Consider the following 24,192-nt stretch of genomic DNA (forward strand, 5'->3'; position numbering starts at 1 on the left):
CGTAGATTAAGATCCTGTTAGACAAAGTTAATTATGGGTAATACCCAAACTTTCACGTAATAGATTCAGGCGTTCAATATCACCATCACTGGCAGCCTGTTGAAGAGATTTTGTTGGTGTGTGAATAAGGCGATTCATCAATTGATGAGAGAGCTGTTGGATAACTTTTTCTGCATCCGCTCCGTTTTGTATCAATGTGATAGCTTTTTCTGTCATTTCTGCACGTAACATTTCAGCGCTGTCTCGATATTCTCGAATCGCACCCACGGCACCTTGTGCCCGTAGCCAATCCATAAATTGCCCACTTTCTTGCTGGACAATATGTTCTGCTTGAATTGCTGCTGCTTGGCGTTGTTCTCGGTTATGTTGAATAATCGCTTCTAAATCATCAACGCTATAAAGATAAACGTTATTTAGCTTTTCAACATCTTGTTCAATATCACGAGGAACTGCAATATCCACCAGCAACATTGGCTGATTACGACGTTTTTTAAGCGCCCTTTCAACCATTCCTTTACCAATAATGGGTAATGGGCTTGCCGTAGAACTAATGACAATATCCGCTTGTGAAAGACATTCATCAATCTCTGATAATGTAATCACTTCGGCATCAACTTCATTAGCTAAACGTTGAGCACGCTCTTTTGTTCGATTCGCAATGATGATTTTTTTGACTTGATGTTCACGCAGATGACGAGCGACTAACTCTATTGTCTCGCCAGCGCCCACTAACAAAATAGTCAAAGAAGATAACGATTCAAAGATTTGACGCGCTAGCGTACAAGCTGCAAAAGCGACAGAAACCGCATTGGCACCGATTTGTGTCTCTGTTCTCACTCTTTTCGCAACTGAAAAAGATTTCTGAAACAAACGTTCCAGCTCTGAAGAGAGCGAGTGATAGCTTTGAGAATCGGCAAAGGCTTTTTTAACTTGCCCTAATATTTGAGGTTCACCTAATACTAGAGAATCTAAGCCACTTGCCACTCGCATTAAATGGCTGACAGCTTGATTATCTTGATGCCAATAAACACTGCTTTTCAGTTCATTTGGCTCTATTTGGTGATATTGACATAACCAGCGAATAAGCTGTTCATGACTATTTTCTTTGTCTTCCATACTAAGATAGAGCTCAGTACGGTTACAAGTAGACAGCACAACACCGCCTCTAACAGCGGGTTGCTGTAAGAGGTTATTTAAGGCATCACCCATGGTATCGGGAGAAAAAGAGACTTTCTCGCGTAAAGCAACGGGGGCTGTTTTATGATTAATACCTAATGCTAATAACGTCATATCAACTATATCGAGTTATGAATAAATACCGCCTCGCGACTTGACTTAGTGTAAACCTAAAACAGCGCATTTAGTATGGACTCTTCATTTCCGACATTCTACTTGATGAACAGATTCAATAAAAGAGCTTACTTGAGTGATAGGAGATTTCTATACACAATTTAACGAAATATCGTTATATCATAAGGTTTATGATACTCTTTTTTTTAACTAATAACGAATTAAAGGAATGTCTCAGCTATGCGTTCACGCTTTTTTTCAACCAAACAACTCCTGCGCCTTATCCCGCTAACGGCGTTGTTGCTGAGTGCCTGTAATCTAAATCAGATAAAGACTCAAGGTTCGGCATCTGATAATGATGTGCAATGGCAAGCTCGCCAACAAGCATTAAAGAAAATTTCACAATACGAAACCCGAGGCGCTTTTGCCTATATTGAAGATACCAATAAAACCTATGCCCGATTCTATTGGCAAGACAAAGCGGATGAGCGTTATCGCTTATTGTTAACCAATCCTTTAGGTACAACAGAACTCGATTTAAATGTTATGCCTGGTGTAATTGAAGTTACTGATAATAAAGGCAAAAAATATTATAGCGATAACCCTGCTGAAATGATCTACCAACTTACAGGAATGGTTATTCCACTGAAAAATCTGCGTGCTTGGCTTGTGGGTTTACCAGGTGATGCAACTGATTTCGAGTTAGATGCTAATCATTTATTAAAATCTGTCACATTACCTGCACCTGAAGGCGATTGGATTGTGACTTACCAAGCTTATGATTCAAGTACCACACCCAACCTGCCACAACGCCTTGAGCTAAAACAAGGTGAACGCACTATCAAATTAAAAATGGATAACTGGGATATACAGCAATGACACTAAGTTGGCCTTCTCCTGCCAAATTAAATCTTTTTCTCTACATTACGGGAAAACGCCCTGATGGTTATCACAATCTGCAAACGTTATTTCAGTTTTTAGATTATGGCGATACATTAACCATTACACCTCGTGATGATACCCAGTTAACTATCTTGACGCCGATTGATGGCGTAGAAAATAAAAATAATTTAATTATTAAAGCCGCTAAATTACTGCGTGATTATTGTCAGCAACATAATATTTCTTTGCAGTATCACGGTGCAGATATCAGTGTTGATAAAAAACTGCCTATGGGAGGTGGTTTAGGTGGAGGCTCCTCTAACGCGGCAACCACCTTAATTGCACTTAATTACCATTGGCAAGCCGGTTTAAGTGATGAAACGTTAGCTGAATTAGGCGTTAGTTTAGGTGCAGACGTCCCTGTTTTTGTAAAAGGTCATGCAGCGTTCGCCGAAGGCGTTGGTGAAATTTTGACCCCCGCAGAGCCAAAAGAGCAATGGTATTTAGTCGCACATCCCGGAATTTCCATCCCAACACCGACAATCTTCACAGATCCAGAATTAAAACGTAATTCTCCTATTCGCTCTCTTGGCGCATTATTAAAGGCTCCGTTTGCAAATGACTGTGAAATGATCGCAAGAAAACGTTTTCGTGAGGTTGAATATCTGCTTTCGTGGCTGTTAGAATATGCACCGTCACGCTTAACTGGGACAGGTGCCTGTGTGTTCGGCGAGTTCGACTCACAAGTTGCCGCCAGTGAAGTGTTAATTAACGCCCCTGAGTGGGTGCATGGATTTGTAGCGCAAGGCGTCAACATTTCTCCTCTGCATTTATTCCGCTCAAGGATACCTGTGTTATTGCACCCGTAAGATGATGTTTACAAACCCTATGTTCATAAACACGTTCTTTACAGGTCAACAATATCTCTCTCTGGACGCAAGCCTGAGGTTTTTCTCGTGCCCGATATGAAGCTTTTTGCTGGTAACGCAACCCCGGAACTGGCTCAACGTGTTGCCAACCGACTCTACACTAGCCTAGGAGACGCGGCTGTAGGTCGTTTTAGCGACGGTGAAGTCAGTGTGCAAATCAACGAAAACGTACGTGGTGGTGATGTATTTATCATTCAATCAACCTGCGCACCTACTAATGATAATTTAATGGAATTAGTGGTCATGGTTGACGCATTACGTCGAGCTTCCGCTGGTCGTATCACTGCTGTTATTCCTTACTTCGGTTATGCCCGTCAGGATCGCCGTGTTCGTTCAGCCCGTGTTCCTATTACGGCAAAAGTTGTTGCGGATTTCTTATCTAGTGTAGGCGTAGATCGTGTTTTAACCTGTGACTTACACGCAGAACAAATCCAAGGGTTCTTTGATGTACCGGTTGACAATGTCTTCGGCAGCCCAATTCTTTTAGAAGATATGCTTCAAAAAGATTTGGACAACCCTATTGTTGTTTCTCCAGATATTGGCGGTGTTGTTCGCGCTCGTGCTATCGCTAAACTTCTGAATGACACTGATATGGCTATCATTGATAAACGTCGCCCTCGCGCTAACGTTTCTCAAGTTATGCACATTATTGGTGACGTTGCTAACCGCGACTGTATCCTTGTTGACGATATGATCGACACAGGCGGTACATTGTGTAAAGCAGCTGAAGCGCTGAAAGAACGTGGTGCTAAACGTGTATTTGCTTACGCGACTCACCCAATCTTCTCTGGTAATGCTGTTGAGAACATCAAAAGCTCTGTTATTGATGAAGTGGTTGTCTGCGATACAATTCCGTTATCAGCAGAAATCAAAGCATTAAATAAAGTCCGCTCATTGACCCTTTCTGGCATGCTGGCTGAAGCAATTCGTCGCATTAGCAATGAAGAGTCAATCTCTGCGATGTTTGAACATTAATTTGTTATAACATTCATTGCAATTTGAGATAACTAAACCCGCTATAGCATTTGTTATAGCGGGTTTTTTGATGTTTTTTTCTAGATTAAGAGAATTTTAGGCAACAAAAAACCCGTTATCATTAAACGGGTCTATAGGTGTGTATTACAACGCATAATGACAACTATTATTCACTTAACATCAGTTTTTAATTTCTTGTTATTTTTATCTATTCTGATATTCATTTGTAATAATAACATTATGGATAACGGTGATTGTCATGACGACGATAACGTTCATCATGGTTACGTAACCACCAATATCTTTCTGCTATTGTTTCTCTACCACCAATACGGGCGCCAGCTAACCAAACTAGAGCACCAATAAAAATCCCCATTAAAGAGATATCCGCTAGAAATTCAGGGAGCCCTAATGGGAAAATATGGCTAAGAAGCGTATAACCAAGACTACCGAGCATCACAACCATCCCCGTAGCCATACATAAATTACCGACTGCAAATGCATGTTTATATTTCATGTTGCACCTCCAAGCGCGTCGTCAGACGATTCAACAACAAAATACATCGAATAACCTTTTATTCTTTGTAGTTATTATAGCCATAAATACTAAGAAGTTATTGTCGAAGGGATCACATCGCTCCGAAATTTATTGACAATTCTTAACAAAAAATGTGTTTTTTTCTTTCAAAAGAATAAAACAGCGCCGATTTTGTTATTTTCGCTCTTTTTGTTAAATCAAAAAATTAACATTTCCTCTGCTTATCATTTCAAAAAATATTCTATGTAATCTATTTTGTGCTTCTGAGCTTAGACAGGTAAACTATGGGCTTTCTTTTAAGACGATAACAGTGAAAGGCTATTGTGAGTAAAATTAAACTTATCGTCGGGTTAGCAAACCCCGGTGCAGATTATGCCCAGACTCGTCATAATGCGGGTGCTTGGTATGTTGATTTATTGGCTCAACGCCATCAACAATCTCTAAAAGAAGAGAGTAAATTCTTTGGTTACACTGCGCGTATTAATTTGAATGGTAATGATGTTCGATTATTAGTGCCTACCACTTTTATGAATTTAAGTGGTAAAGCGGTACAAGCAATGGCAAATTTCTATCGCATTGAGCTTGATGAAATTTTAGTTGCACATGATGAACTCGATTTACCACCCGGTGTTGTCAAAATGAAGCTAGGTGGTGGCAATGGCGGTCATAACGGATTAAAAGATATTCAAAGTAAGTTTGCTAATAATCCGAACTTCTATCGTTTACGCATTGGTATTGGTCACCCTGGTGATAAAAATAAAGTGGTTGGTTTTGTATTAGGCAAACCACCCATGAGTGAACAAAAATTAATTGATGACGCTATTGATGAAGCACTTTCATGCACAGAGATTCTCATGCGTGACGGCTATGAAAAAGCCATAAACCGCTTACATAGTTTTAAAGCTTAATCAGCATTAGTAAGCAAACTCAATTACTTTCAAGGTATTAAGTGGGTAAATCACCCTCTTCTTTTGCGCGATTAATCCCTGATGATTTAATCAATCGGGGATTTGCTCTATAATAGCGCCAAATTTTTTTTAACAGCACACAACAGGAACACTCCCTCCTGTTGTTTTTATGTGACAAGGTGAACGTTTATGGGATTTAAATGTGGTATCGTCGGTCTGCCTAACGTAGGGAAATCTACACTGTTTAATGCCTTAACTAAGGCAGGTATTGAGGCAGCCAACTTCCCATTCTGTACTATTGAGCCAAACACAGGTGTTGTTCCAATGCCTGATCCTCGCTTAGATAAATTAGCTGAAATTGTTAAGCCACAGCGTATTTTACCTACAACAATGGAATTCGTTGATATTGCGGGTTTAGTAAAAGGCGCATCTAAAGGCGAAGGTTTAGGTAACCAATTCCTAACTAATATTCGTGAAACTGAAGCGATTGGCCATGTGGTTCGTTGTTTTGAAAACGACAATATCATTCACGTTGCGGGCAAAGTTGATCCTGCTGAAGATATCGAAACTATCAATACTGAACTTGCCCTTTCTGACTTAGATACCTGTGAACGTGCAATGCACCGTAATCAGAAAAAAGCGAAAGGTGGCGATAAAATTGCTAAAGCAGAAATGGAAGTGTTAGAAAAATGCTTACCGCATTTAGAAAACGCGGGCATGTTACGTGCTTTAGATTTAACTGAAGAAGAAAAAGCGACTATTCGTTATTTAAGCTTCTTAACGTTAAAACCAACAATGTATATTGCAAACGTTAATGAAGATGGTTTTGAAAATAACCCTTACCTTGAAACCGTTCGCAAAATCGCAGAAGCAGAAGGCTCTGTGGTTGTTCCTGTTTGTGCTGCAATTGAAGCAGACATTGCTGAATTAGAAGATGCTGAGCGTGAAGAGTTTATGCAAGATTTAGGCATCGAAGAGCCCGGTTTAAACCGTGTTATCCGTGCGGGTTACGCATTACTGAACTTACAAACTTACTTCACTGCGGGCGTTAAAGAAGTACGTGCATGGACAATACCAGTAGGTGCAACTGCGCCACAAGCCGCAGGTAAAATCCACACTGACTTTGAAAAAGGCTTTATTCGCGCTCAAACTATCGCTTATAACGATTTTATCACTTACGGTGGTGAGCAAGGTGCAAAAGAAGCGGGTAAAATGCGTGCAGAAGGTAAAGAGTATATTGTTCAAGACGGCGATGTGATGAACTTCTTGTTTAACGTGTAATTCTCGTTATTACAAAAAATACATTTTCTTAATTAAGCCCCAAAAGTTGATCTCCAGCTTTTGGGGTTTTTTATGCTTTTGCATTAAATAAGTATTATCTCCACTGTGGTGGTATCATCTTATTAAAAATAGAAGCACAGCGCATTTTTCCATATGCACTCATTCGGAAATAAAGACCAGTTGTTTCAGTGGTCTCTTTACCGCTTCCCACTAAATCAGACATAAAATCATAATAATCATCGCCCATTAATTTTGCATTTAATTTATTAGCTTTATCTATTAATGCATAAGCATAAAGTTTCAATACTTGAGGTGACTTATTTCCCAAGCCAAATACATCGTTAGATGCATATTTAACAAATATAATTGCAAGGCACAGTAAGTATTTAGACTTTTCTTTATCCTTTAACCCGTTCAATTCAAAAATGTCACATATTTGTTGATAATGTTTATTTTTGAGTGATGTCATTGAAATATTGGTTTCTGGGATATCTATTAATTCTTTTAAAACCAAATATATTTTAGTTTGCTCTTTCTGATCACGATCAATTAATTTGTCATTAACCTGAATATGATTACCAATGAAAGCAGAATTGAATCCTTCAGCGTAACTATCAAAATTTGATGCTAGTTTCTTAAATTTCTCACTCAGAGCAAAATCATTATAATTCTCTTTAAAGATCTTAAAATCTTTATTAAATAAAACATAAAGATTGCTTTCGTTAACCTTCTGCAATATTTTATCGTTATAAAGATAAAATGAATTCCACTGTGTATCCGCTTTTTTAAGGTCGGCAAATAGCATTTTATTTAATTCGTTATAGCTTGTCACCATCGTTTTATTTTCATTAATAATAATTATATTATTAGCGTCTTTATTATCCCAATCAACCTTTTCATCATTAACAGTTTTATGCTTTTCATAAAAGGATCTTACCCTTTCTAATTTAAGATATTTATCATATAAAGTTCTAGATTTTTCTTGAATATTTCTGTCATCATGATAAAGAGCGACTGCCATTAAATTAATAAATTTTTTATTATTTTTCAATAGGAAATCATCCTGTTCTTGATCATTAAAAAACTTGGAAATAATATCCAGATATAACGATACGTGCTTTAGTGCTATATGTTTTTCATTATTATTAGTTAGAGTTAATTGATCAAGCAAAGATTTAACAGAATCTCTAATCTCTTTATCTTCCAAATAATATTCTTTTGAAAAAATGTAATCCAGAAATGAGTCAATATGTTGTACATTTACATAATTTTTATCCCAATAATGCACTGCTTTGATTAATTTCTTGACGAGATTTATTTTAATATCAGAATATTTATCATCAATACTTCTGAGAGTATTAAGTATTGCTTTCTTAGCCGGATCATCAATTATTTTTTCACCTACACACACTCTATCCATATATTTTATTTTTTTAAATTTTATTTGCGCACCATCAAGCTTGGCATTCGAAAAATCAGCATCATTTGCCTTGATTTTAGTTCCACTCAAATCACTATTTGTAAATTTCGATCTCTCCAAAAAATAACTACTTAAATCAACATTGGAAAGATCATAATTTGAAAAATCCATATTTACTTTAGAGAATTCATAATGAAATTTTTTTAAAGTTTCAAAACCTTTATGCCTAATATCTTTATCTTGATATGTTTTTCTTTGCTCAATTCCAGCTAATTTTCCAAGCAGTTTTTGGTATTTAATGGCTTTATTTATATTAAGTTCTTGATCCTTCTTTTTATAACAGAAATTACACTCAACAGTTGTTAACTTTATATTCAATATCTTTCTTGCGAAAGATAAGTTCTTAAAAGAAGGATGATAATCTGCCAGATCAACAGCGGCTGTAGTATCCTTAGCTAAATGAGCCTTTAGATATGTAAATACTATATTCATAATGGTAGCCTATATAATTAATTATGTATCGTAAGTGACGATAACAAGCATTTATGATTTCTACTTTTATAAAGCAACCACCATTCAAATAACTTAAAAGAAACCATTCAAATAACTTTATAAAATAATCACCACACACATCTAAAAAATAGTAAATTATCATTAATATTTTAATAACAATAAAAACATTTGAATTTTTTATTCACGAGACTAATAATTAAATTGATAGTCAATTAATGACCATCTTTATCAAATAAGGATCAGTTGCATTATGAATTATAATTTAAGCCATAATATGCGAGATAATAGCGATATAGCCCATAATAAAAATAGTAGTTGTCAATGTAGCCAAGAGATAGTAACCAATCTAAATAATTATATTAATAATCATCCCGAATGTACTATTTATCAGAATTCATTAATGAGCAGCTTAATTGCCGGCGTTTATGATAGTGATGTTACTATTGCTGATTTATTAAAACAGGGTGATTTTGGTTTGGGCACCTTTAATCAACTTGATGGTGAATTAGTTGCTTTTGATAACAACGTTTTCCAATTACGTTCTGATGGCAGTGCCCGTAAGGCATTAGACTCTCAAAAATCCCCTTTTGCTGTGATGACCTTTTTTAATTCTGATATTGAACATTCGTTTTCTTACGGCGCCTCACAACAAGAAATACATAATACAATCAATCAGTATGTTCCTTCTGATAATCTTTTTTGTGCAATTAAAATTGAAGGCGAATTTGAATTAGTCAAAACACGTACTGTTCCTCGCCAAGAGCCTCCTTACCTTCCCATGTTAGAAGCAATAAAAAATCAACCTATTTTCACGTTTCATAACGAAACCGGTATTATTGCAGGCTTTCGTTCACCACAATTTACTCAAGGAATAAATGTTGCTGGTTTTCATGAACATTATATAAATCAACAACGCCAAGGTGGTGGTCATGTTCTTGATTACTATTTAAAATATGGCACCTTAAAAATCGGTGTTATTTCTCGCCTTACCATCGACTTACCCTGCCAAGCTACGTTTCTGCAAGCTAACTTAATGCCAGACAATCTGCATCAGGCAATAGAAAAAGCTGAAAATTAATCTAGAAGCCTCTTAGCTTTATTACCCGCTTGTATTTTATTCACTTGCAAACTCAAAGAAGGTTATATGAACACTCATCATTGGAAATGTGGTGCAGATTTAGTCGTCAAACAATTAGAGCAACATGGCATCAAACAAGTATTTGGTATTCCGGGTGCAAAAATCGATCGTGTATTCGATTCGCTTGTTGATTCAAATATTGAAACTGTGGTTGTTCGTCATGAAGCGAATGCGGCATTTATGGCTGCGGCAGTCGGACGCTTAACGGGTAAAGCGGGAGTCGCTATCACTACATCAGGGCCAGGATGTTCTAATCTTGCAACTGGCATTGCAACGGCAACTTCTGAAGGTGATCCGTTAGTCGCATTAGGCGGTTCAGTAAAATCGGCGGATAGATTAAAACTGGTTCATCAGAGTATGGATACCGTTACCATGTTTAATCCTATCACTAAATTTTGTGCTGAAATTGATTCCTCAAAATCAATCTCTGAAATAATGGTCAATGCGTTTCGTCATGCAGAATCAGGAAGACCTGGCTCTGCTTTCTTAACATTTCCAATGGACATTTTAAATAATGCTGTTGATAGCCCAATATTAGTGCCTAAATCTAATCTGGGTGGAGCAAACAATGATGCAATAAAAGAAGCGGTTACCTTATTATTAATGGCAAAAAACCCTGTCATTTTATTAGGTTTGCAGGCGAGTTATCCTGATAATGCATTATCACTGCAAAAACTACTCGATATTTGCCCTCTCCCAATTGTGGGAACTTATCAATCAGCAGGCGCTATCGCTCAACGCCATTTTCCTTTATTTGCTGGTCGCATAGGTTTATTTAATAATCAGCCAGGCGATGAATTACTTTCCCATGCTGATTTAGTCATTACGTTAGGTTATAGTCCAATCGAATATGAACCTTCATTATGGAATCACAACAATGCCAATATTATTCATATTGATGAAATTCCAGCTGAAATAGATCTAGCTTATTGCCCTGATTTAGAATTAACCGGCAATATCAAACTAACTCTCGATAATTTAACTCAGCGTTTCGCTAAACAATCCACATCTCAAATTACACTCTCAAATAACACTCGTCAGGTTTTAGAAAAAATTCGCCAGCAAAGAGAAACGCTGCAACAAAATAGTTATTTTAGGCAAGGTAGTCCTATTCACCCTTTAACCATTATTCATGAGATGCAAGATATTATTGATAACGATGTAACACTGTGTATTGATATGGGGAGTTTTCATATCTGGTTAGCTCGTTATCTTTATAGTTTTAGAGCAAGACAAATGCTGATTTCTAATGGTCAACAAACTATGGGTGTTGCATTGCCGTGGGGAATTGGTGCCTCTTTTGTTCGTCCTTCTGACAAAATTATTTCTGTTTCTGGTGATGGTGGCTTTATGCAATCTTCAATGGAATTAGAAACTGCGGTTCGTTTAAATACAAATATCCTACATATTATCTGGGTGGATAACGCTTATAATATGGTCGAAATGCAAGAAAAGGAAAAATATGGTCGTTATTCTGGCGTGAAATTTGGCGCAATTGATTTTAAACGTTACGCGGAATCCTTCGGAGCTAAAGGGTTTTCTGTTGAATGTGCTTCTCAATTACGTAGCGTTTTACATGAAGCAATGGCTGTTGATGGCCCTGCTGTTCTTGCTATTCCTGTCGATTATAGTGATAACGCTAAATTAATGGAACATATTGATTATAATTTGATTATTTAGTTATCTTACTTAAACGCCCTATTTAGAAAAATAAGGATGAACATTCTCCTTTCATCCTTATGCCCTCCTTTGTTTTTCCATATTTTATTCTTTTGATACAAAACAATTTCATTGTTAATAAAAAGTTATTATCTATTTCCTCTTTCGTTTTTTTTATTAATAATACATTATGCGAGTTTTGTGCATAAAAATGAAAGTAGATAATAAAAATAAACTAAGTCTTATCTTATCTGAAACGGTCATTTTAGTGCTTACAATAACCATAATAAATTAAATATAGACATTCAGTTATTAGGATAATCACCATGCCACACACCTCATTACTTTATTCCAATTCTCGATTTATTCCACTTCGCCTTCTCCCTAATGAAGATGTGATTATGGCATTACGACAGATGATTAAAGAACAAAACCTGAAATCGGCATTTATTGCAGGTTGTGTGGGCAGTTTAACAGATGTGGTATTACGCTTTGCAGGACGTGAAGAAAATCGCTATCTTACGGGTAAATTTGAAATTGTTTCACTAATTGGAACATTAGATGACCAAGGTGAACATTTGCATTTAGCGGTTTCAGATGAAAATGGATTAATGTGTGGTGGACATATGATGCCAGGTTGTACAGTGCGCACAACGCTAGAACTCGTTATTGGTGAGTTAGAGCAAGTGACTTTTAGCCGTCAGCCTTGTGAACACTCTGGTTATGAGGAGTTGGTCATCACACCGCGTAAATAGCCTTTTTATAAAAAGAGCGTTATTGATGCAGAATAATAAAACCAATAGTCACTATCCTTTGTAAAGGTTTTTAAACTATGTCTACAACTCCTCTAATTTCGAGCCGTACTCTTGTGCTCATTGTTGTTTCTATTGCAATAAATATGATCGGTGGTCAAATCACCTCAATGGTCAAACTTCCTATCTTTTTAGACTCCATCGGCACGCTTATCTGTGCCTTATTAGGTGGTCCATGGGTTGCATTATTTACTGGATTATTAACCAACCTGTTATGGGGATTAATTAGTGGCCCAATGGCTGCTGCATTTGCACCTGTTGCCATGATGATAGGATTAAGTGCAGGTTTATTAGCGCGTGCTGGTGGTTTTCGTTCATTAACTCGAGTTATTGGCTCAGGTATTATTATTACTTTAGCGTTAATGATTGTCGCTGTTCCAATTCGGACTTATTTATTTGGTGGTGCCACAGGCAGTGGCGCAGATTTCTTTGTCGCTTATTTTCATGCGGTTGGTGAAGGGCTTATTGAATCTGTTGCAATTACTGTTTTAGGTGCAAATCTCGCCGATAAAATATTATCAGCGATTATTGCTTGGTTATTAGTACGTCAATTACCACAAAAAACACAACGCAACTTCCCTGCAATGGCTAAGGTTCGCTAATAATGCATCCCTTTACCTCATTGGCATTATGGCTTTGGCTAAGTGCCAGTGTGCTGTTTTTATCATTAAGCTTACCACTGCTGATAATTAGCAGTGGTACTTTTATTAGCTTATTACTTTGGAAAGCCTCTCGCTGGCGTTGGCGCCTTATTGCATGGTTGATGATCCCTATGGCGATAGGCCTATGGTTAGTTCATAGCGGTTGGTTTGCTTATTGGTTAACAGGTGGCATTTTAGATACCAGTAAACAAGCTATGGCAATAACGCTATGGCTAAGATTATTAGCAATAATAAGCGGTGCTCAATTGTGGTTGCAGTACACTTCAACCGAACAATTTATTAGAGCCTTATTTGCTAGCCGTCTACCTATGAGTCTTTCCTATTTATTAGCAGGGCCTTTGTTACTTGTAGAACAATTACGCCAACAGTTACACAATATAAGAGAAGCACAATTAGCACGAGGTGTACCTCTTGATGGTTCATTCTGGCAACGTCTAATAACATTGCCTGCTATTGTCTTGCCACTTATTAGCCATGTATTAAGTGATTTAACGATTCGTAGCGCTGCATTAGATATGCGAGGATTTCGTATTATTGCAAAACGTACCACGCTTTCTCCCCCTGTCGATACACCACTACAAGAGATGTTACGCTATTTTATTTTACTGCTTATCTTTGTTGAAGGAGCTATTTGGCTATGGTAATAAATCTTCAGCAATTTAGTTTTACTCCTAAAGACGATGAGCAACCTATTATTGGCCCTATTGATCTACAATTAAAGCAAGGAGAATGGCTTGTTGTTTTGGGAGGAAATGGCAGTGGAAAAAGCCTTCTTGCCCAACTACTAGCAGGTTGGCATCCCGATTTATTAACAGGCTCAGTGCAAGGCTTGGGAATTGTACAAAATATTGCTCTGGATAAAAGCCGATTAGTATCACTAGCCCCCGGTAGACAACTCGTTCAACAATCTCCTCAATTACAACTTTCAGGTTGTGCTTTTACAGTAGAGCAAGAGATTGCTTTTGGCCCTGAAAATTTGGGGTTAAGTGATAATGAAGTTCGATTTCGCGTAAAAGAAGCAATGATATTAACGCAATGTGACAGCCTTCGTTTCCGCCACCCTTCTACACTGTCAGGCGGAGAAGCGCAGCGTGTAGTCATTGCAAGCGCTCTTGCCATGCACCCTAAATTATTATTGCTTGATGAAGCATTTAGTCGTTTAACACCAAATGCAACACAACAATTACAGCAACGCATTAAACGGTACGCACAAGAGCACACATGTAGTGTGATTATTTTTGAACGCAATTTATTGCCTGCAATAACACTTAGTGAACAATTTTTATTGTTAGAAGCAGGAACAATAAAAGCAGCAGGTGCTTTAAAAGATATATTTCCTTTCTTATTTACAACAATTAATGCTCCTGATGCATGGTTAGCTTTAAATTGGTTAGTCGAAAACCATCATTGGAAAAAAAATATTGTAAATAACGATAAGGCCTTACTTAAGGCTTTTAAGGAGTTTTATGTTACAGCTTGATAAAGTGACTTATCGTTGGAGTGAAGATGTTCCACCGTGTATTTCTCAATTATCTTTAACATTAAATCAAGGTGAATGGATAACACTCGTTGGTGATAATGGTGCGGGTAAATCAACACTATTACGTTTAATTGCAGGATTGTTAACGCCTAATGAAGGTGAGATAAAACTCAATAATCAGTTATTATCTCAAATGAAAGCACAGCAACGTGCTCAATATATTGGTGTATTATTCCAAGAGCCTGAACGACAAATATTTCATAACACCGTAGAAAAAGAAGTTTCTTTTGGCTTGAAACAACGCAAGTTTTCTAAAGAAGAGATTAAAAAACGTTTGGATGAAACATTAATGCTTTGCGGTTTAAGCAATGTCGCTGATGTTCATCCTTTAGATTTACACGCAGGTCAACGTAGAATGGTTGCCGTTGCAAGTTTGAGTATTCTATCCCCCAAAATATTACTACTTGATGAACCAACTCGCGATTTCGATGCACATTGGCTAACATGTTTTGAGAACTGGCTTCAGATACAAAAAACATTAGGTACATCTGTTCTTGCGATTAGCCATGATCTTGATTTTACGGCACGTCATTTTCAGCGGGTTATCCATTTATCATCAGGAAAATTAATTGCTGATGGTGCTCCTGAAAGTGTATTAATGAGCTCAACGTTGCAATCCCTTTCAGATATACCCGCACCTACGTTATACTCATTAAGTCAGAAATTAAAATTACCAATAAAAAACAGCCCTGTTGAATGGGCTAAAATGTTAATTAAGAATAAATAGAAATCATAATATTAGCTTATAATAATCTTAAGACTTATCTCTATTATTATCATTTATTTTGCTGCTGGAGATAATTAAATGGAAATCTTTCACATGGTATTAGACTCATTGAGTCACTTATCTCCTATTACCCTATTCTTATCTATTATCTTAATCACGGCTGGAAAATCGACCATCGGTATTTCTTCATTTTTGCCACCAGCATCTTTGATGTTGATCTTTATTTTTGGTGCCTGTTTACCACTTTACTCCCCGATATTTCTTTGGTTAGCAACCAGTCTTGGTGCCTTATTAGGTTCAATTTTAAGCTATGAATTGGGGTGTTCAATTTATCGTTTTCCTCGTCTTAAATTGTGGGTTAAGCGTTATCAATCAAAAATAAATCGAGTTCAACAGTTATTAAAAAATAAAACGTACTATATTTTGTTTATTTCTCGATTCTTAGCTGTCTTTCGTTATTTAACACCCTTTAGTGCAGGCTTATTAAAATTACCTGCTTATGGTATTTATATCACTAGCGCTATTTCTGCATTGGTGTGGTCTGCAATGTTTATTCTAATTGCAACAGGAGTGCTCTCTATTGCATTATAGGAATACTGATTAATCCTTAATTTTACTTATTTTCTTAATTCTCAAACTCATCTATTTTCACTTTTTTTCGCAAAATTATTTAAATTTCTACCAATTTCTCTTTTTTTCATTTTATTTTTTATTATCGATAAATAGGCTATTTTTTAGCTCATTTTATCGTTTCCCTAGCAAGTTATTGATATTTTCTTTTGTGTTTTATGACTATCACCATAATTATGATTAAAAATTGCATAATTACTATATTGATCACAAATTGTTATTTTCTTGTTTAAATTTCATTACGTCACCTCACAATTCTTTAACTTTCTTGTTTTCTATAAAAGTTGTCATGTTGTATACAAGTTAGTGTGAAACATTCACCTGCGTTTTTATGTACAGGAACAACATCATGAGAATAAGAAAAACAAAGCTTGCCATCGGTATTGTTGCTGTTATTGCTGTTGTCTCATTAGCAGTAATCGGCAAAAAAGAGAATGCGAATAAACAATTTCTCTCTGTAGCAACCGCTTCAACAGGAGGAACGTATTATCCGATGGGAGTGGGTTTAGCAAACGTATGGAGTACACATCTTAAGGACAGAGGTGTTCAAGTAACAGGACAATCTTCAGCGGGATCAATAGAAAATATCTATTTAATGCAGAAAAATGAAGCTCAACTTTCAATTTTACAAAGCCTTTTAGCCGTAGAGGCTTATGAAGGGGTGCGTAATTTTGAAGACAAACCAGAAAAAGATCTGCGTTCAATTTCTATGTTATGGCCTAATGTTGAGCACTTTGTTTTAATGGATAACAAAGTAAAAACGGGCACATTAGAAGATATTCGCGCGACTAGCTTTTCTGTGGGTCCTCAAGCCAGTGGTACTGAACAATCCACGATTATTATTCTTCAAGGCGTGAATTTAACTAAAAAAGATATCACACCTGAATATCTTGGATATGGCGATACCGTTTCTGCCATGCGAGATGGCCGCCTTGATGGTGGTGCATTACCTGCTGGGGTGCCAGCTTCTGCGGTAACTGATATGTACGCAAGTGGTGTCAGTGCAAAATTACTCGAAGTCACGGATAAGCAACTTGATGATATCAATCATGTAGCGAATTCATGGTTTCGTTTTGAAATCCCCGCCAACACCTACCCTCGTCAAACTGAAATGGTCAATACGATTGCTCAACCTAATATCTTAATGACCACAACCAGCATTGATAATGATCTGGTTTATGAGTTGACAAAAACTATGTTTGAGAACCTTCCAGAGGTTCACCAAGTTCACAGCGCAGCCAAGTACATCACCACAGAAAATGCATTAAAAGGTGTTTCTGTACCATTACATTTAGGGGCTTACCGCTACTACAAAGAAATCGGATTAGAGATCCCTGATTATCTTATTCCACCTGAAGCTCAAACGCAGACTAATAATAAATAACAGGAGTGAGTTATGACTAACAATGACCACCTAACTCCGGTAGAGCCACCTGCATTAGATAAAGAAGCAAGCTCCGGCAATCGCCAACTTGCAGGTATTTACCTGAAAATTACCACGACTCTTGCAATATTAATTTCGCTTTACGCTATTTATTCCAACGCATTATCAAATACTCAAGAATTTTACCGTAATACTATTTTTCTTAGCGGTATTTTAATTCTAGGCTTTATTCTGTTTCCATTCTCTAAGCGTTTTTCAACGCCTAAATTTAATGGATGGGATTATCTTTTTATTGCTTTAACATTAATCAGTTATGGATATTTTTTCTTTAATTACGTCGATCTTCATGTTGTAAGAAAAAGTATTCCCAACACTACCGATTATGTCATGGCAATACTGGGTATTATTGTACTGTTTGAAGCAGCAAGAAGAACCACTGGGTATTTCATTCCAGGGCTTGCAACTTTTGCCATTATCTATGCTTTATTTGGTCAGTATTTTATGGGTATTTTCGGTCATGCCGGATTTTCTGTAGAAAGATTGTTATACCGTTTATTTATGACCAGTGAAGGTATTTTTGGGATCACCCTTTCAACAGCCTCGACAGCGATTGTTGTCTTTATTCTTTTTGGATCGTTCTTAAGTGTCAGTGGCGCAACAGCCCTGTTTAATGACTTAGCACTTGCTCTTGCGGGTCGTCGCCGAGGTGGTCCTGCTCAAGTCGCTGTTATTTCATCTGCATTAACAGGTTCATTAAGCGGAAGTGCTGTCGCCAACGTAGCAACAACGGGGACTTTTACCATTCCTTTAATGAAAAGCATTGGATTAACGCCTCGCTTTGCGGGTGCCGTAGAAGCAACAGCATCAACAGGCGGTATGATAATGCCACCTATTATGGGTGCTGCCGCATTTATTATGGCGGGCTTTTTAGGCATTTCTTATACCACTATTGTTATTGCAGCGATTATTCCAGCGTTGTTATATTACGCAGCTTTAATTATGGCGATTGATATCGAAGCCAAAAAACAAGGATTAAAAGGTTTAAGTAAAGAGAATATTCCACAAGTTAAAGCGGTATTAAAAGCGCGTGGTTTATTATTACTACCTTTAGTTATTGTTATTGGCACTTTATTAGTGGGTAAAACACCTATTTATGCAGGCTTCTTAGGTATTCTGACCATTATTGTCGCAAGTTGGATAACGCCTGATAAATCAGTCCGTATGACATTAACTAAAGTAGCTGACGCCTTAGCGGAAGCGGCTCGTGGATCTGTTCAAGTGACTGTCGCTTGTGCTGCAATCGGTGTCATCATCTGTGTTGTGACAATGACAGGTATCGGTGCAACATTGGCATTCAATATCGTCTCAATGACAGATAACACATTATGGATGATCTTATTAGTCGTTATGCTAGTGTGCATTGTATTAAGTATGGGTTTACCTTCAACGGCGTTATATATTGTCGTAGCCGTTACAGTGTCACCTATCTTAATTAAAGCGGGTGTTATGCCTTTAGCGGCTCACTTCTTTGTTTTCTGGTTCGGAGCTTTATCCAATATTACACCACCCGTAGCATTAGCAAGTTATACCGCGGCCAGTATTGCTAGAGCTGATCCAATGCAAACATCATGGGATGCGGTTCGTTTAGCACTTCCCGGTTTTATTATTCCGTTTATTTTAGTCTATAACCCTGCTTTACTGATGCAAGGTGATAATTTAGGTGTACTTTCAATTGGATTAATGATTATTAGTGCATTAATCGGAATTTATGCACTCAGTATCGCAACGGCAAACTTCTGGATGATTAAAACAACATGGTTTGAGCGTATTGCATTTGCAGCAGCGGCAATTCTAATGATTAAACCGGGCTTATATACCGACCTTTTAGGTGTCGCCTTGATCCTATTAACGGGTGCATTCCATTTATTACGGTCTAAAAAACAGTTAGCCAATATGGAGCATGCATCTGGAGAAAACTAGATGATACAAAAGATCTCACGCCAAAAAGTGTCGCATCAAATTCTTGAGCAGATAAAGCAAAATATTAGTAACGGGACTTACCCTATTGGTGAAAAGTTACCCTCTGAAAATGTACTTGCTGACGCCTTTGGCGTCAGTCGAGTTCCCATCAGAGAAGCATTAGGTGTCTTAGAAGCCAGTGGCATAGTAACTTCACGCCAAGGGGGTGGTCGCCGTGTAATTGACCATTCTATACTCAGTAAATATGAACCATTGGTAATGGAAATTGCTTGCCCTGAAGAGATAGATTCACTGCTCGAAATGCGTGAGGTCATTGAACATGAAGCGGCAGCTATTGCCGCTTTACGTCGAACACCAGAAGAATTACGCGCTATCGAAAACGCCCACGATGCCTTTGTTTTAGCAACAAGACAGAACAAAAGTATTGGTCATAAAGAGGACTATCAATTTCATCGTTCTATTATGGTTGCCTCTCATAACTCTTTTTTTGTCCAGATCTTAGATAACTTACACGAACTCTACCTTGGCGTATTAATGTATTCGCTAAGTAAAAACAAAGGACGAGATACTGAAATTGAGCGAGTGATTGCGGAACATGAGGCAATTGTCGAATCAATACGCCAACAAGATCACGATGAAACAAGCCATAGAATGCGTCTTCATTTAACCAATGTACGTGGCAAATTAAAGCGATTACAACAAGAACCCTGTTAATTTAAAATTTATAAAATGGATAATATTATGGCTTATGACGTGATTATTATTGGTGCGGGATTAGTTGGATTAGGGGTTGCAAGTGCGCTACAAGAGAGTCAACCTGAGCTGAAATTGCTAGTGATTGATAAAGAGTCAGGCCCTGCTGCTCACCAAAGTGGGCATAACAGTAATGTTGTTCATTCCGGTATTTATTACACACCAGGGAGCCTTAAAGCAAGGCTGGCAAAACAAGGCAACATTACGACATATGCGTTTTGCCAACAACATAATCTCTATTATGATCGTTGTGGCAAAGTTATTGTTGCTACCAATGAAAAAGAGTTAAAAGCGTTAGAAAATATCTATCAACGTGGCATTGAAAACGGGCTTGAAGTTATCAAAATGACTGAATCTGAACTTAAAGTCAGAGAACCTTATGTCAATGGTATCGCGGCTCTATTAGTTCCTGATGCAGGTATTGTGAATTACCCTGAAATTGCAGCAAAACACGTTGAAATTATTCAATCACGAGGCGGTGAATTTGCATTTGGACAAACGGTGACAGCAATTAATGAAACCGATGATACTGTTACTGTCACAACATCCAATAATCAATTTACAGGTAAATGGTTGATTAATTGCGCCGGCTTATTTAGTGATCGTATTGCTAAAATGGCAGGTTATGACACAGGAATGAAAATAGTCCCATTCCGTGGTGAATATTTTATGATTAATGCTAATAAAAACTACTTAGTAAACCATCTTATCTACCCTGTTCCTAATCCTGATTTTCCTTTCTTAGGTGTACACTTTACGCGTATGTATAACGGGCATCGTGATGTTGGACCTAACGCAGTATTAGCATTTAAGCGTGAAGGCTATAAAAAAAGTGATATTAACTTAAAAGATCTCACTGAAGTGCTGACTTATAAAGGATTTTGGAAAATTGCTGGAAATTATTTAGGTGAAGGAATGGCAGAGCTTCGCCGCTCATATTCACGTAAATTATTTACTGCAAATGCACAGAAACTCATTCCTGATTTACGTGAAGCAGATATTCATCCAGGTCCTGCGGGTGTTAGAGCCCAAGCGTTAACTCGTGAAGGGAAATTAGTAGATGATTTTCATTTTGTAAAAGGCAAACGCTCGCTGCATGTTTGTAATGCTCCATCACCTGCTGCAACCGCATCTATTGAAATAGGCAGAGAAATAGTAAAAGAGCATTTTTCTTTGTAATTGAAAAAATATATGCAAGTAAAAACAACAAATGGCACTGAGATTAATCAGTGCTTTTTTATTTTTATATCATTCACTGATTTCTTTTAGCGCTTCATTCATTAGCCATTGCTGAAATATTTCCATTGATGCTGTCATTGGCTTTGATTTTAAATATGTTAGCCAATATTTTCCCAATTCAACTTCTATTTTAAAGGGTTGTACTAACTGACCATTTTTAATTTCTCTTGAAAACATTTTTGCGGGTGCTAATGCAACACCCCCTTCATAAATTGCGCTTTCAATCATTAAGCGTGAAGAGTCAAAAATAGAGCCTGTTATTTTTATCGGCGGCATCTTTGCTTTTTCAAACCATTGTAACCACTCATCTTCTCGATAAGAGCGATATAAGTTTTCATTTATTAAATCTGTCGGATGTTGTAAACGTTTCGCTGTATCTGATGAACATAACACCGTTAATGGCGCAGAAAATAACGCTTTATTATGTGTCAATGGCCATAAACCTTCACCAAATCGAATCGCAAAATCTAATCCTTCAGTAGCCAAATTAACCACATTATTATTTGTTCTTAAATTTAATTCTATTCTTGGATATAACTGCCTAAATTCAGCTAATCTAGGTAATAACCATCCCACCGCAAATGTGCCAACAGCCGCAATTGAAACAACATCGCGATATTCACCACGTTCAAATTGCTTAAATACACGCTCAATATCACTAAAAGCCGTTGTTAACACAGAAAATAAAATCTGGGCATCATCCGTCATTTCTAAGCCACGGGGTAAACGCTTAAAAAGAATAACGCCAAGTCGCTCTTCTAACATTCTCACTTGTTGGCTAACAGCACCTTGAGTGACATACAGCTCTAATGCCGCTTTGGTGAAATTAAGGTGCCTTGCTGAAGCTTCAAATGCACGTAATGCATTTAGGGGAAGATGAGTTCGCATAATATTTTTAGCCATTAGATTTTCTATAGGCTAAGGTGATTTATTATCGATTGTCAATAAATCAATTAAATAGGATATTGCACCTCATAAATAAACGGCTCTATATCTACTCAATAACTGTCTATTTATATTGATATTTTCTTTATTAACTTAATATGAGCAACAATGACTATGTTTAAAACAACATTTCGCCAAACAGCGACGATTGCAGTTTCATTAATATCTCTATTGGTATCTCCAATGTTATGGGCTAACACCAATAATACGATTGAAGAGCAATTAAGTACGCTTGAAAAATATAGCCAAGGTCGTTTAGGTGTTGCTTTAATCAACACGGAAGATAATTCACAAATAACATATCGTGGTGAAGAACGTTTTGCGATGGCAAGTACAAGTAAGGTTATGGCTGTTGCGGCAGTTTTAAAAGAGAGTGAAAAACAAGCGGGATTATTAGATAAGAATATTACAATTAAAAAATCCGACTTAGTTGCTTACAGCCCTATTACAGAAAAACATTTAGTAACAGGAATGTCTTTAGCTCAATTAAGTGCTGCTACGTTGCAATATAGCGATAATACAGCAATGAATAAAATCTTAGATTATTTAGGTGGTCCAGCCAAAGTCACTCAATTTGCACGTTCAATTAATGATGTAACTTATCGCCTAGATCGTAAAGAGCCTGAATTAAATACAGCAATTCATGGTGATCCTCGTGATACGACTTCTCCAATTGCTATGGCTAAAAGCCTTCAAGCATTGACATTAGGTGACGCATTAGGTCAATCTCAACGTCAACAGCTTGTTACTTGGTTAAAAGGCAATACAACAGGTGATCACAGTATTAAAGCGGGTTTACCAAAACACTGGATTGTTGGGGATAAAACTGGCAGTGGTGATTATGGTACGACTAATGATATCGCCGTTATTTGGCCTAAAAACCATGCACCATTAATTTTAGTGGTCTATTTCACACAACAAGAACAAGATGCAAAATACCGTAAAGATATTATTGTGAAAACCACAGAGATTGTAACAAAAGAATTTTCCAATTTATCTCAAAAAAAATAAATTTCTTTATTGATAATCTAAACAGGAAATTAAATATAATAGAGCTACTTATTAGCTCTATTATTACAAGAGTACACGGAACAATATAAGTAAAATAACTTAAAGATAAAAAATTAGACTGTAATAAATAAGCCTAATATACTTAATTCTATTAAATGGATTTATTTTAAGGAAGTAAGATGTCCGATTTTTTTGAGTTAATTGGTGAGTTATTATCGTGTGCAGGTCAAATAACTCTTACACAGATCAGACTTTGTATCGTCACTCTTACAATATTAATGTTAATTATCGTCTCTTTATGTACTTGGTCATTTGATATCTATTTTATTGGTGCATCATTATTTATTTGTATGTTGCTTTATACACCAGAAATATATCGTTTTATTAAAAGCTGGATAATTTAACTTATAGTTATAAAAAAGCCTCCGTTAACTTTAACTAGAGGCTTTCTCGACTAAGAATATCGTGTGATAATTTAAAATCAACTAAACCTAACTGTTTAGAAAATTAAAGTGGCAAAGCAAAACTCACTTTTACCGTTTCCATTGGTACTTCTGTTTTTATACTTTGGATGCTTGGAATTTGTGTTAAATAATCGGCATGGAAGCGACGATACGTTGCTAAATCTTTCGTCACAATTCGAATTAGCGCATCGCATTCGCCTGCCATTAAATGACACTCAACCACTTCAGGTAATACCTTGATAGCCTTTACAAATTCTTCAATAGTTTCAGCATCTTGTGCTCTAAACCAAATTCTTGCAAATAAAGATAACCCTGCATCAACCTTACTACCATCTAATACAGCAACATAACGAGTGATCACACCAGATTCTTCAAGTAAACGCACGCGACGAAGACAAGGAGAAGGTGAGAGTCCAACCTCTTTTGCCAGCTCAATGTTCTGGATTTTGCCATCACGTTGAAGCACCTGCAAAATATGTTTATCTATCTTATCTAATTTTATTGACATCAAA

Annotated in this window: 24 protein-coding genes; 19 read left to right on the forward strand and 5 right to left on the reverse strand. The window is 36.9% G+C overall.

Going from position 1 to position 24,192, the window contains the following annotated elements; translation table 11 throughout:
• Positions 1-27: 27 nt before the first annotated feature.
• The gene (hemA, locus tag ACNART_RS02235) at positions 28-1,290 is read right to left on the reverse strand and encodes a glutamyl-tRNA reductase (protein ID WP_109372210.1); all 1,263 of its coding nucleotides are present in this window, start codon (positions 1,288-1,290) and stop codon (positions 28-30) included.
• A gap of 240 nt (positions 1,291-1,530) precedes the next feature.
• On the opposite strand from hemA, the gene lolB reads away from it, so the two are divergent.
• The 3 genes from lolB (at position 1,531) to prs (ending at position 4,076) form a co-directional block, all read left to right on the forward strand.
• Positions 1,531-2,169 (forward strand): lipoprotein insertase outer membrane protein LolB, encoded by a 639-nt coding sequence (lolB, locus tag ACNART_RS02240; RefSeq protein ID WP_109372209.1) that lies wholly within the window; start codon positions 1,531-1,533, stop codon positions 2,167-2,169.
• Positions 2,166-3,041: a 4-(cytidine 5'-diphospho)-2-C-methyl-D-erythritol kinase gene (ispE, locus tag ACNART_RS02245; RefSeq protein WP_368926632.1), complete on the forward strand. Its 876-nt coding sequence runs from the start codon at positions 2,166-2,168 to the stop codon at positions 3,039-3,041. The genes lolB and ispE overlap by 4 nt, the downstream gene beginning before the upstream one ends.
• Before the next feature lie 87 nt (positions 3,042-3,128).
• The gene (gene prs, locus ACNART_RS02250) at positions 3,129-4,076 is read left to right on the forward strand and encodes a ribose-phosphate diphosphokinase (RefSeq protein ID WP_036912921.1); all 948 of its coding nucleotides are present in this window, start codon (positions 3,129-3,131) and stop codon (positions 4,074-4,076) included.
• 238 nt (positions 4,077-4,314) lie between these two features.
• Here the strand turns inward: prs and ychH are convergent, their stop codons facing one another.
• On the reverse strand, positions 4,315-4,593 hold the full coding sequence (gene ychH / locus ACNART_RS02255) for a stress-induced protein YchH (RefSeq protein WP_072068239.1): 279 nt from the start codon (positions 4,591-4,593) through the stop codon (positions 4,315-4,317).
• Positions 4,594-4,937: 344 nt separating this feature from the next.
• On the opposite strand from ychH, the gene pth reads away from it, so the two are divergent.
• Both pth and ychF read left to right on the forward strand, forming a co-directional pair.
• Positions 4,938-5,522: an aminoacyl-tRNA hydrolase gene (gene pth / locus ACNART_RS02260; protein WP_198619972.1), complete on the forward strand. Its 585-nt coding sequence runs from the start codon at positions 4,938-4,940 to the stop codon at positions 5,520-5,522.
• Positions 5,523-5,711: 189 nt separating this feature from the next.
• A complete protein-coding gene (gene ychF / locus ACNART_RS02265; protein ID WP_023582042.1) occupies positions 5,712-6,803 on the forward strand; it encodes a redox-regulated ATPase YchF in 1,092 nt (363 codons plus the stop codon).
• Positions 6,804-6,897: 94 nt separating this feature from the next.
• On the opposite strand, the gene ACNART_RS02270 is transcribed toward ychF, so the two are convergent.
• The gene (locus tag ACNART_RS02270; RefSeq protein ID WP_368926630.1) at positions 6,898-8,715 is read right to left on the reverse strand and encodes a hypothetical protein; all 1,818 of its coding nucleotides are present in this window, start codon (positions 8,713-8,715) and stop codon (positions 6,898-6,900) included.
• Between the two features lie 271 nt (positions 8,716-8,986).
• Between ACNART_RS02270 and budA the strand changes: the two genes are divergently transcribed.
• The 12 genes from budA (at position 8,987) to lhgO (ending at position 21,200) form a co-directional block, all read left to right on the forward strand.
• Positions 8,987-9,814, forward strand: coding sequence for an acetolactate decarboxylase (gene budA / locus ACNART_RS02275; protein WP_198619969.1), 828 nt, complete (start codon positions 8,987-8,989; stop codon positions 9,812-9,814).
• Between the two features lie 66 nt (positions 9,815-9,880).
• Entirely contained in the window at positions 9,881-11,554 is a 1,674-nt protein-coding gene (alsS, locus tag ACNART_RS02280; RefSeq protein ID WP_368926628.1) for an acetolactate synthase AlsS, read from the forward strand.
• Between the two features lie 305 nt (positions 11,555-11,859).
• Entirely contained in the window at positions 11,860-12,288 is a 429-nt protein-coding gene (locus ACNART_RS02285) for a PPC domain-containing DNA-binding protein (protein ID WP_198619967.1), read from the forward strand.
• 77 nt (positions 12,289-12,365) lie between these two features.
• A complete protein-coding gene (locus tag ACNART_RS02290) occupies positions 12,366-12,947 on the forward strand; it encodes an ECF transporter S component (RefSeq protein ID WP_109372201.1) in 582 nt (193 codons plus the stop codon).
• Between the two features lie 2 nt (positions 12,948-12,949).
• Positions 12,950-13,651, forward strand: coding sequence for an energy-coupling factor transporter transmembrane component T (locus ACNART_RS02295; RefSeq protein WP_198619966.1), 702 nt, complete (start codon positions 12,950-12,952; stop codon positions 13,649-13,651).
• Positions 13,645-14,487 carry an energy-coupling factor ABC transporter ATP-binding protein gene (locus ACNART_RS02300; RefSeq protein ID WP_198619965.1) on the forward strand — a complete coding sequence of 281 codons (843 nt, stop codon included), beginning with the start codon at positions 13,645-13,647 and terminating at the stop codon, positions 14,485-14,487. Before ACNART_RS02295 ends, ACNART_RS02300 begins: the two co-directional genes overlap by 7 nt.
• Positions 14,474-15,274 (forward strand): energy-coupling factor ABC transporter ATP-binding protein, encoded by an 801-nt coding sequence (locus ACNART_RS02305; RefSeq protein WP_198619964.1) that lies wholly within the window; start codon positions 14,474-14,476, stop codon positions 15,272-15,274. Before ACNART_RS02300 ends, ACNART_RS02305 begins: the two co-directional genes overlap by 14 nt.
• Before the next feature lie 78 nt (positions 15,275-15,352).
• Complete coding sequence (locus ACNART_RS02310; RefSeq protein WP_198619963.1) at positions 15,353-15,865, forward strand: DedA family protein; 513 nt, start codon at positions 15,353-15,355, stop codon at positions 15,863-15,865.
• A 388-nt stretch (positions 15,866-16,253) separates the two neighbouring features.
• On the forward strand, positions 16,254-17,288 hold the full coding sequence (locus ACNART_RS02315) for a TAXI family TRAP transporter solute-binding subunit (RefSeq protein ID WP_368926626.1): 1,035 nt from the start codon (positions 16,254-16,256) through the stop codon (positions 17,286-17,288).
• A gap of 12 nt (positions 17,289-17,300) precedes the next feature.
• The gene (locus ACNART_RS02320; protein ID WP_109372193.1) at positions 17,301-19,268 is read left to right on the forward strand and encodes a TRAP transporter permease; all 1,968 of its coding nucleotides are present in this window, start codon (positions 17,301-17,303) and stop codon (positions 19,266-19,268) included.
• Complete coding sequence (locus ACNART_RS02325; RefSeq protein WP_368926624.1) at positions 19,269-19,982, forward strand: FadR/GntR family transcriptional regulator; 714 nt, start codon at positions 19,269-19,271, stop codon at positions 19,980-19,982.
• Positions 19,983-19,997: 15 nt separating this feature from the next.
• The gene (lhgO, locus tag ACNART_RS02330; RefSeq protein ID WP_368926622.1) at positions 19,998-21,200 is read left to right on the forward strand and encodes an L-2-hydroxyglutarate oxidase; all 1,203 of its coding nucleotides are present in this window, start codon (positions 19,998-20,000) and stop codon (positions 21,198-21,200) included.
• Between the two features lie 69 nt (positions 21,201-21,269).
• Here lhgO and ACNART_RS02335 read toward each other — a convergent pair whose 3' ends face one another.
• Complete coding sequence (locus ACNART_RS02335; RefSeq protein WP_198630012.1) at positions 21,270-22,148, reverse strand: LysR substrate-binding domain-containing protein; 879 nt, start codon at positions 22,146-22,148, stop codon at positions 21,270-21,272.
• 171 nt (positions 22,149-22,319) lie between these two features.
• On the opposite strand from ACNART_RS02335, the gene bla reads away from it, so the two are divergent.
• Positions 22,320-23,216 (forward strand): class A beta-lactamase, encoded by an 897-nt coding sequence (gene bla / locus ACNART_RS02340; RefSeq protein WP_368926906.1) that lies wholly within the window; start codon positions 22,320-22,322, stop codon positions 23,214-23,216.
• Between the two features lie 179 nt (positions 23,217-23,395).
• Positions 23,396-23,620 (forward strand): hypothetical protein, encoded by a 225-nt coding sequence (locus ACNART_RS02345; protein ID WP_198625688.1) that lies wholly within the window; start codon positions 23,396-23,398, stop codon positions 23,618-23,620.
• A gap of 103 nt (positions 23,621-23,723) precedes the next feature.
• Here ACNART_RS02345 and ACNART_RS02350 read toward each other — a convergent pair whose 3' ends face one another.
• Entirely contained in the window at positions 23,724-24,188 is a 465-nt protein-coding gene (locus ACNART_RS02350; protein WP_023582027.1) for an Lrp/AsnC family transcriptional regulator, read from the reverse strand.
• Positions 24,189-24,192 lie beyond the last annotated feature (4 nt).

The organism is Proteus sp. LHD240705 (genome assembly GCF_047921555.1).
Lineage (GTDB): Bacteria > Pseudomonadota > Gammaproteobacteria > Enterobacterales > Enterobacteriaceae > Proteus.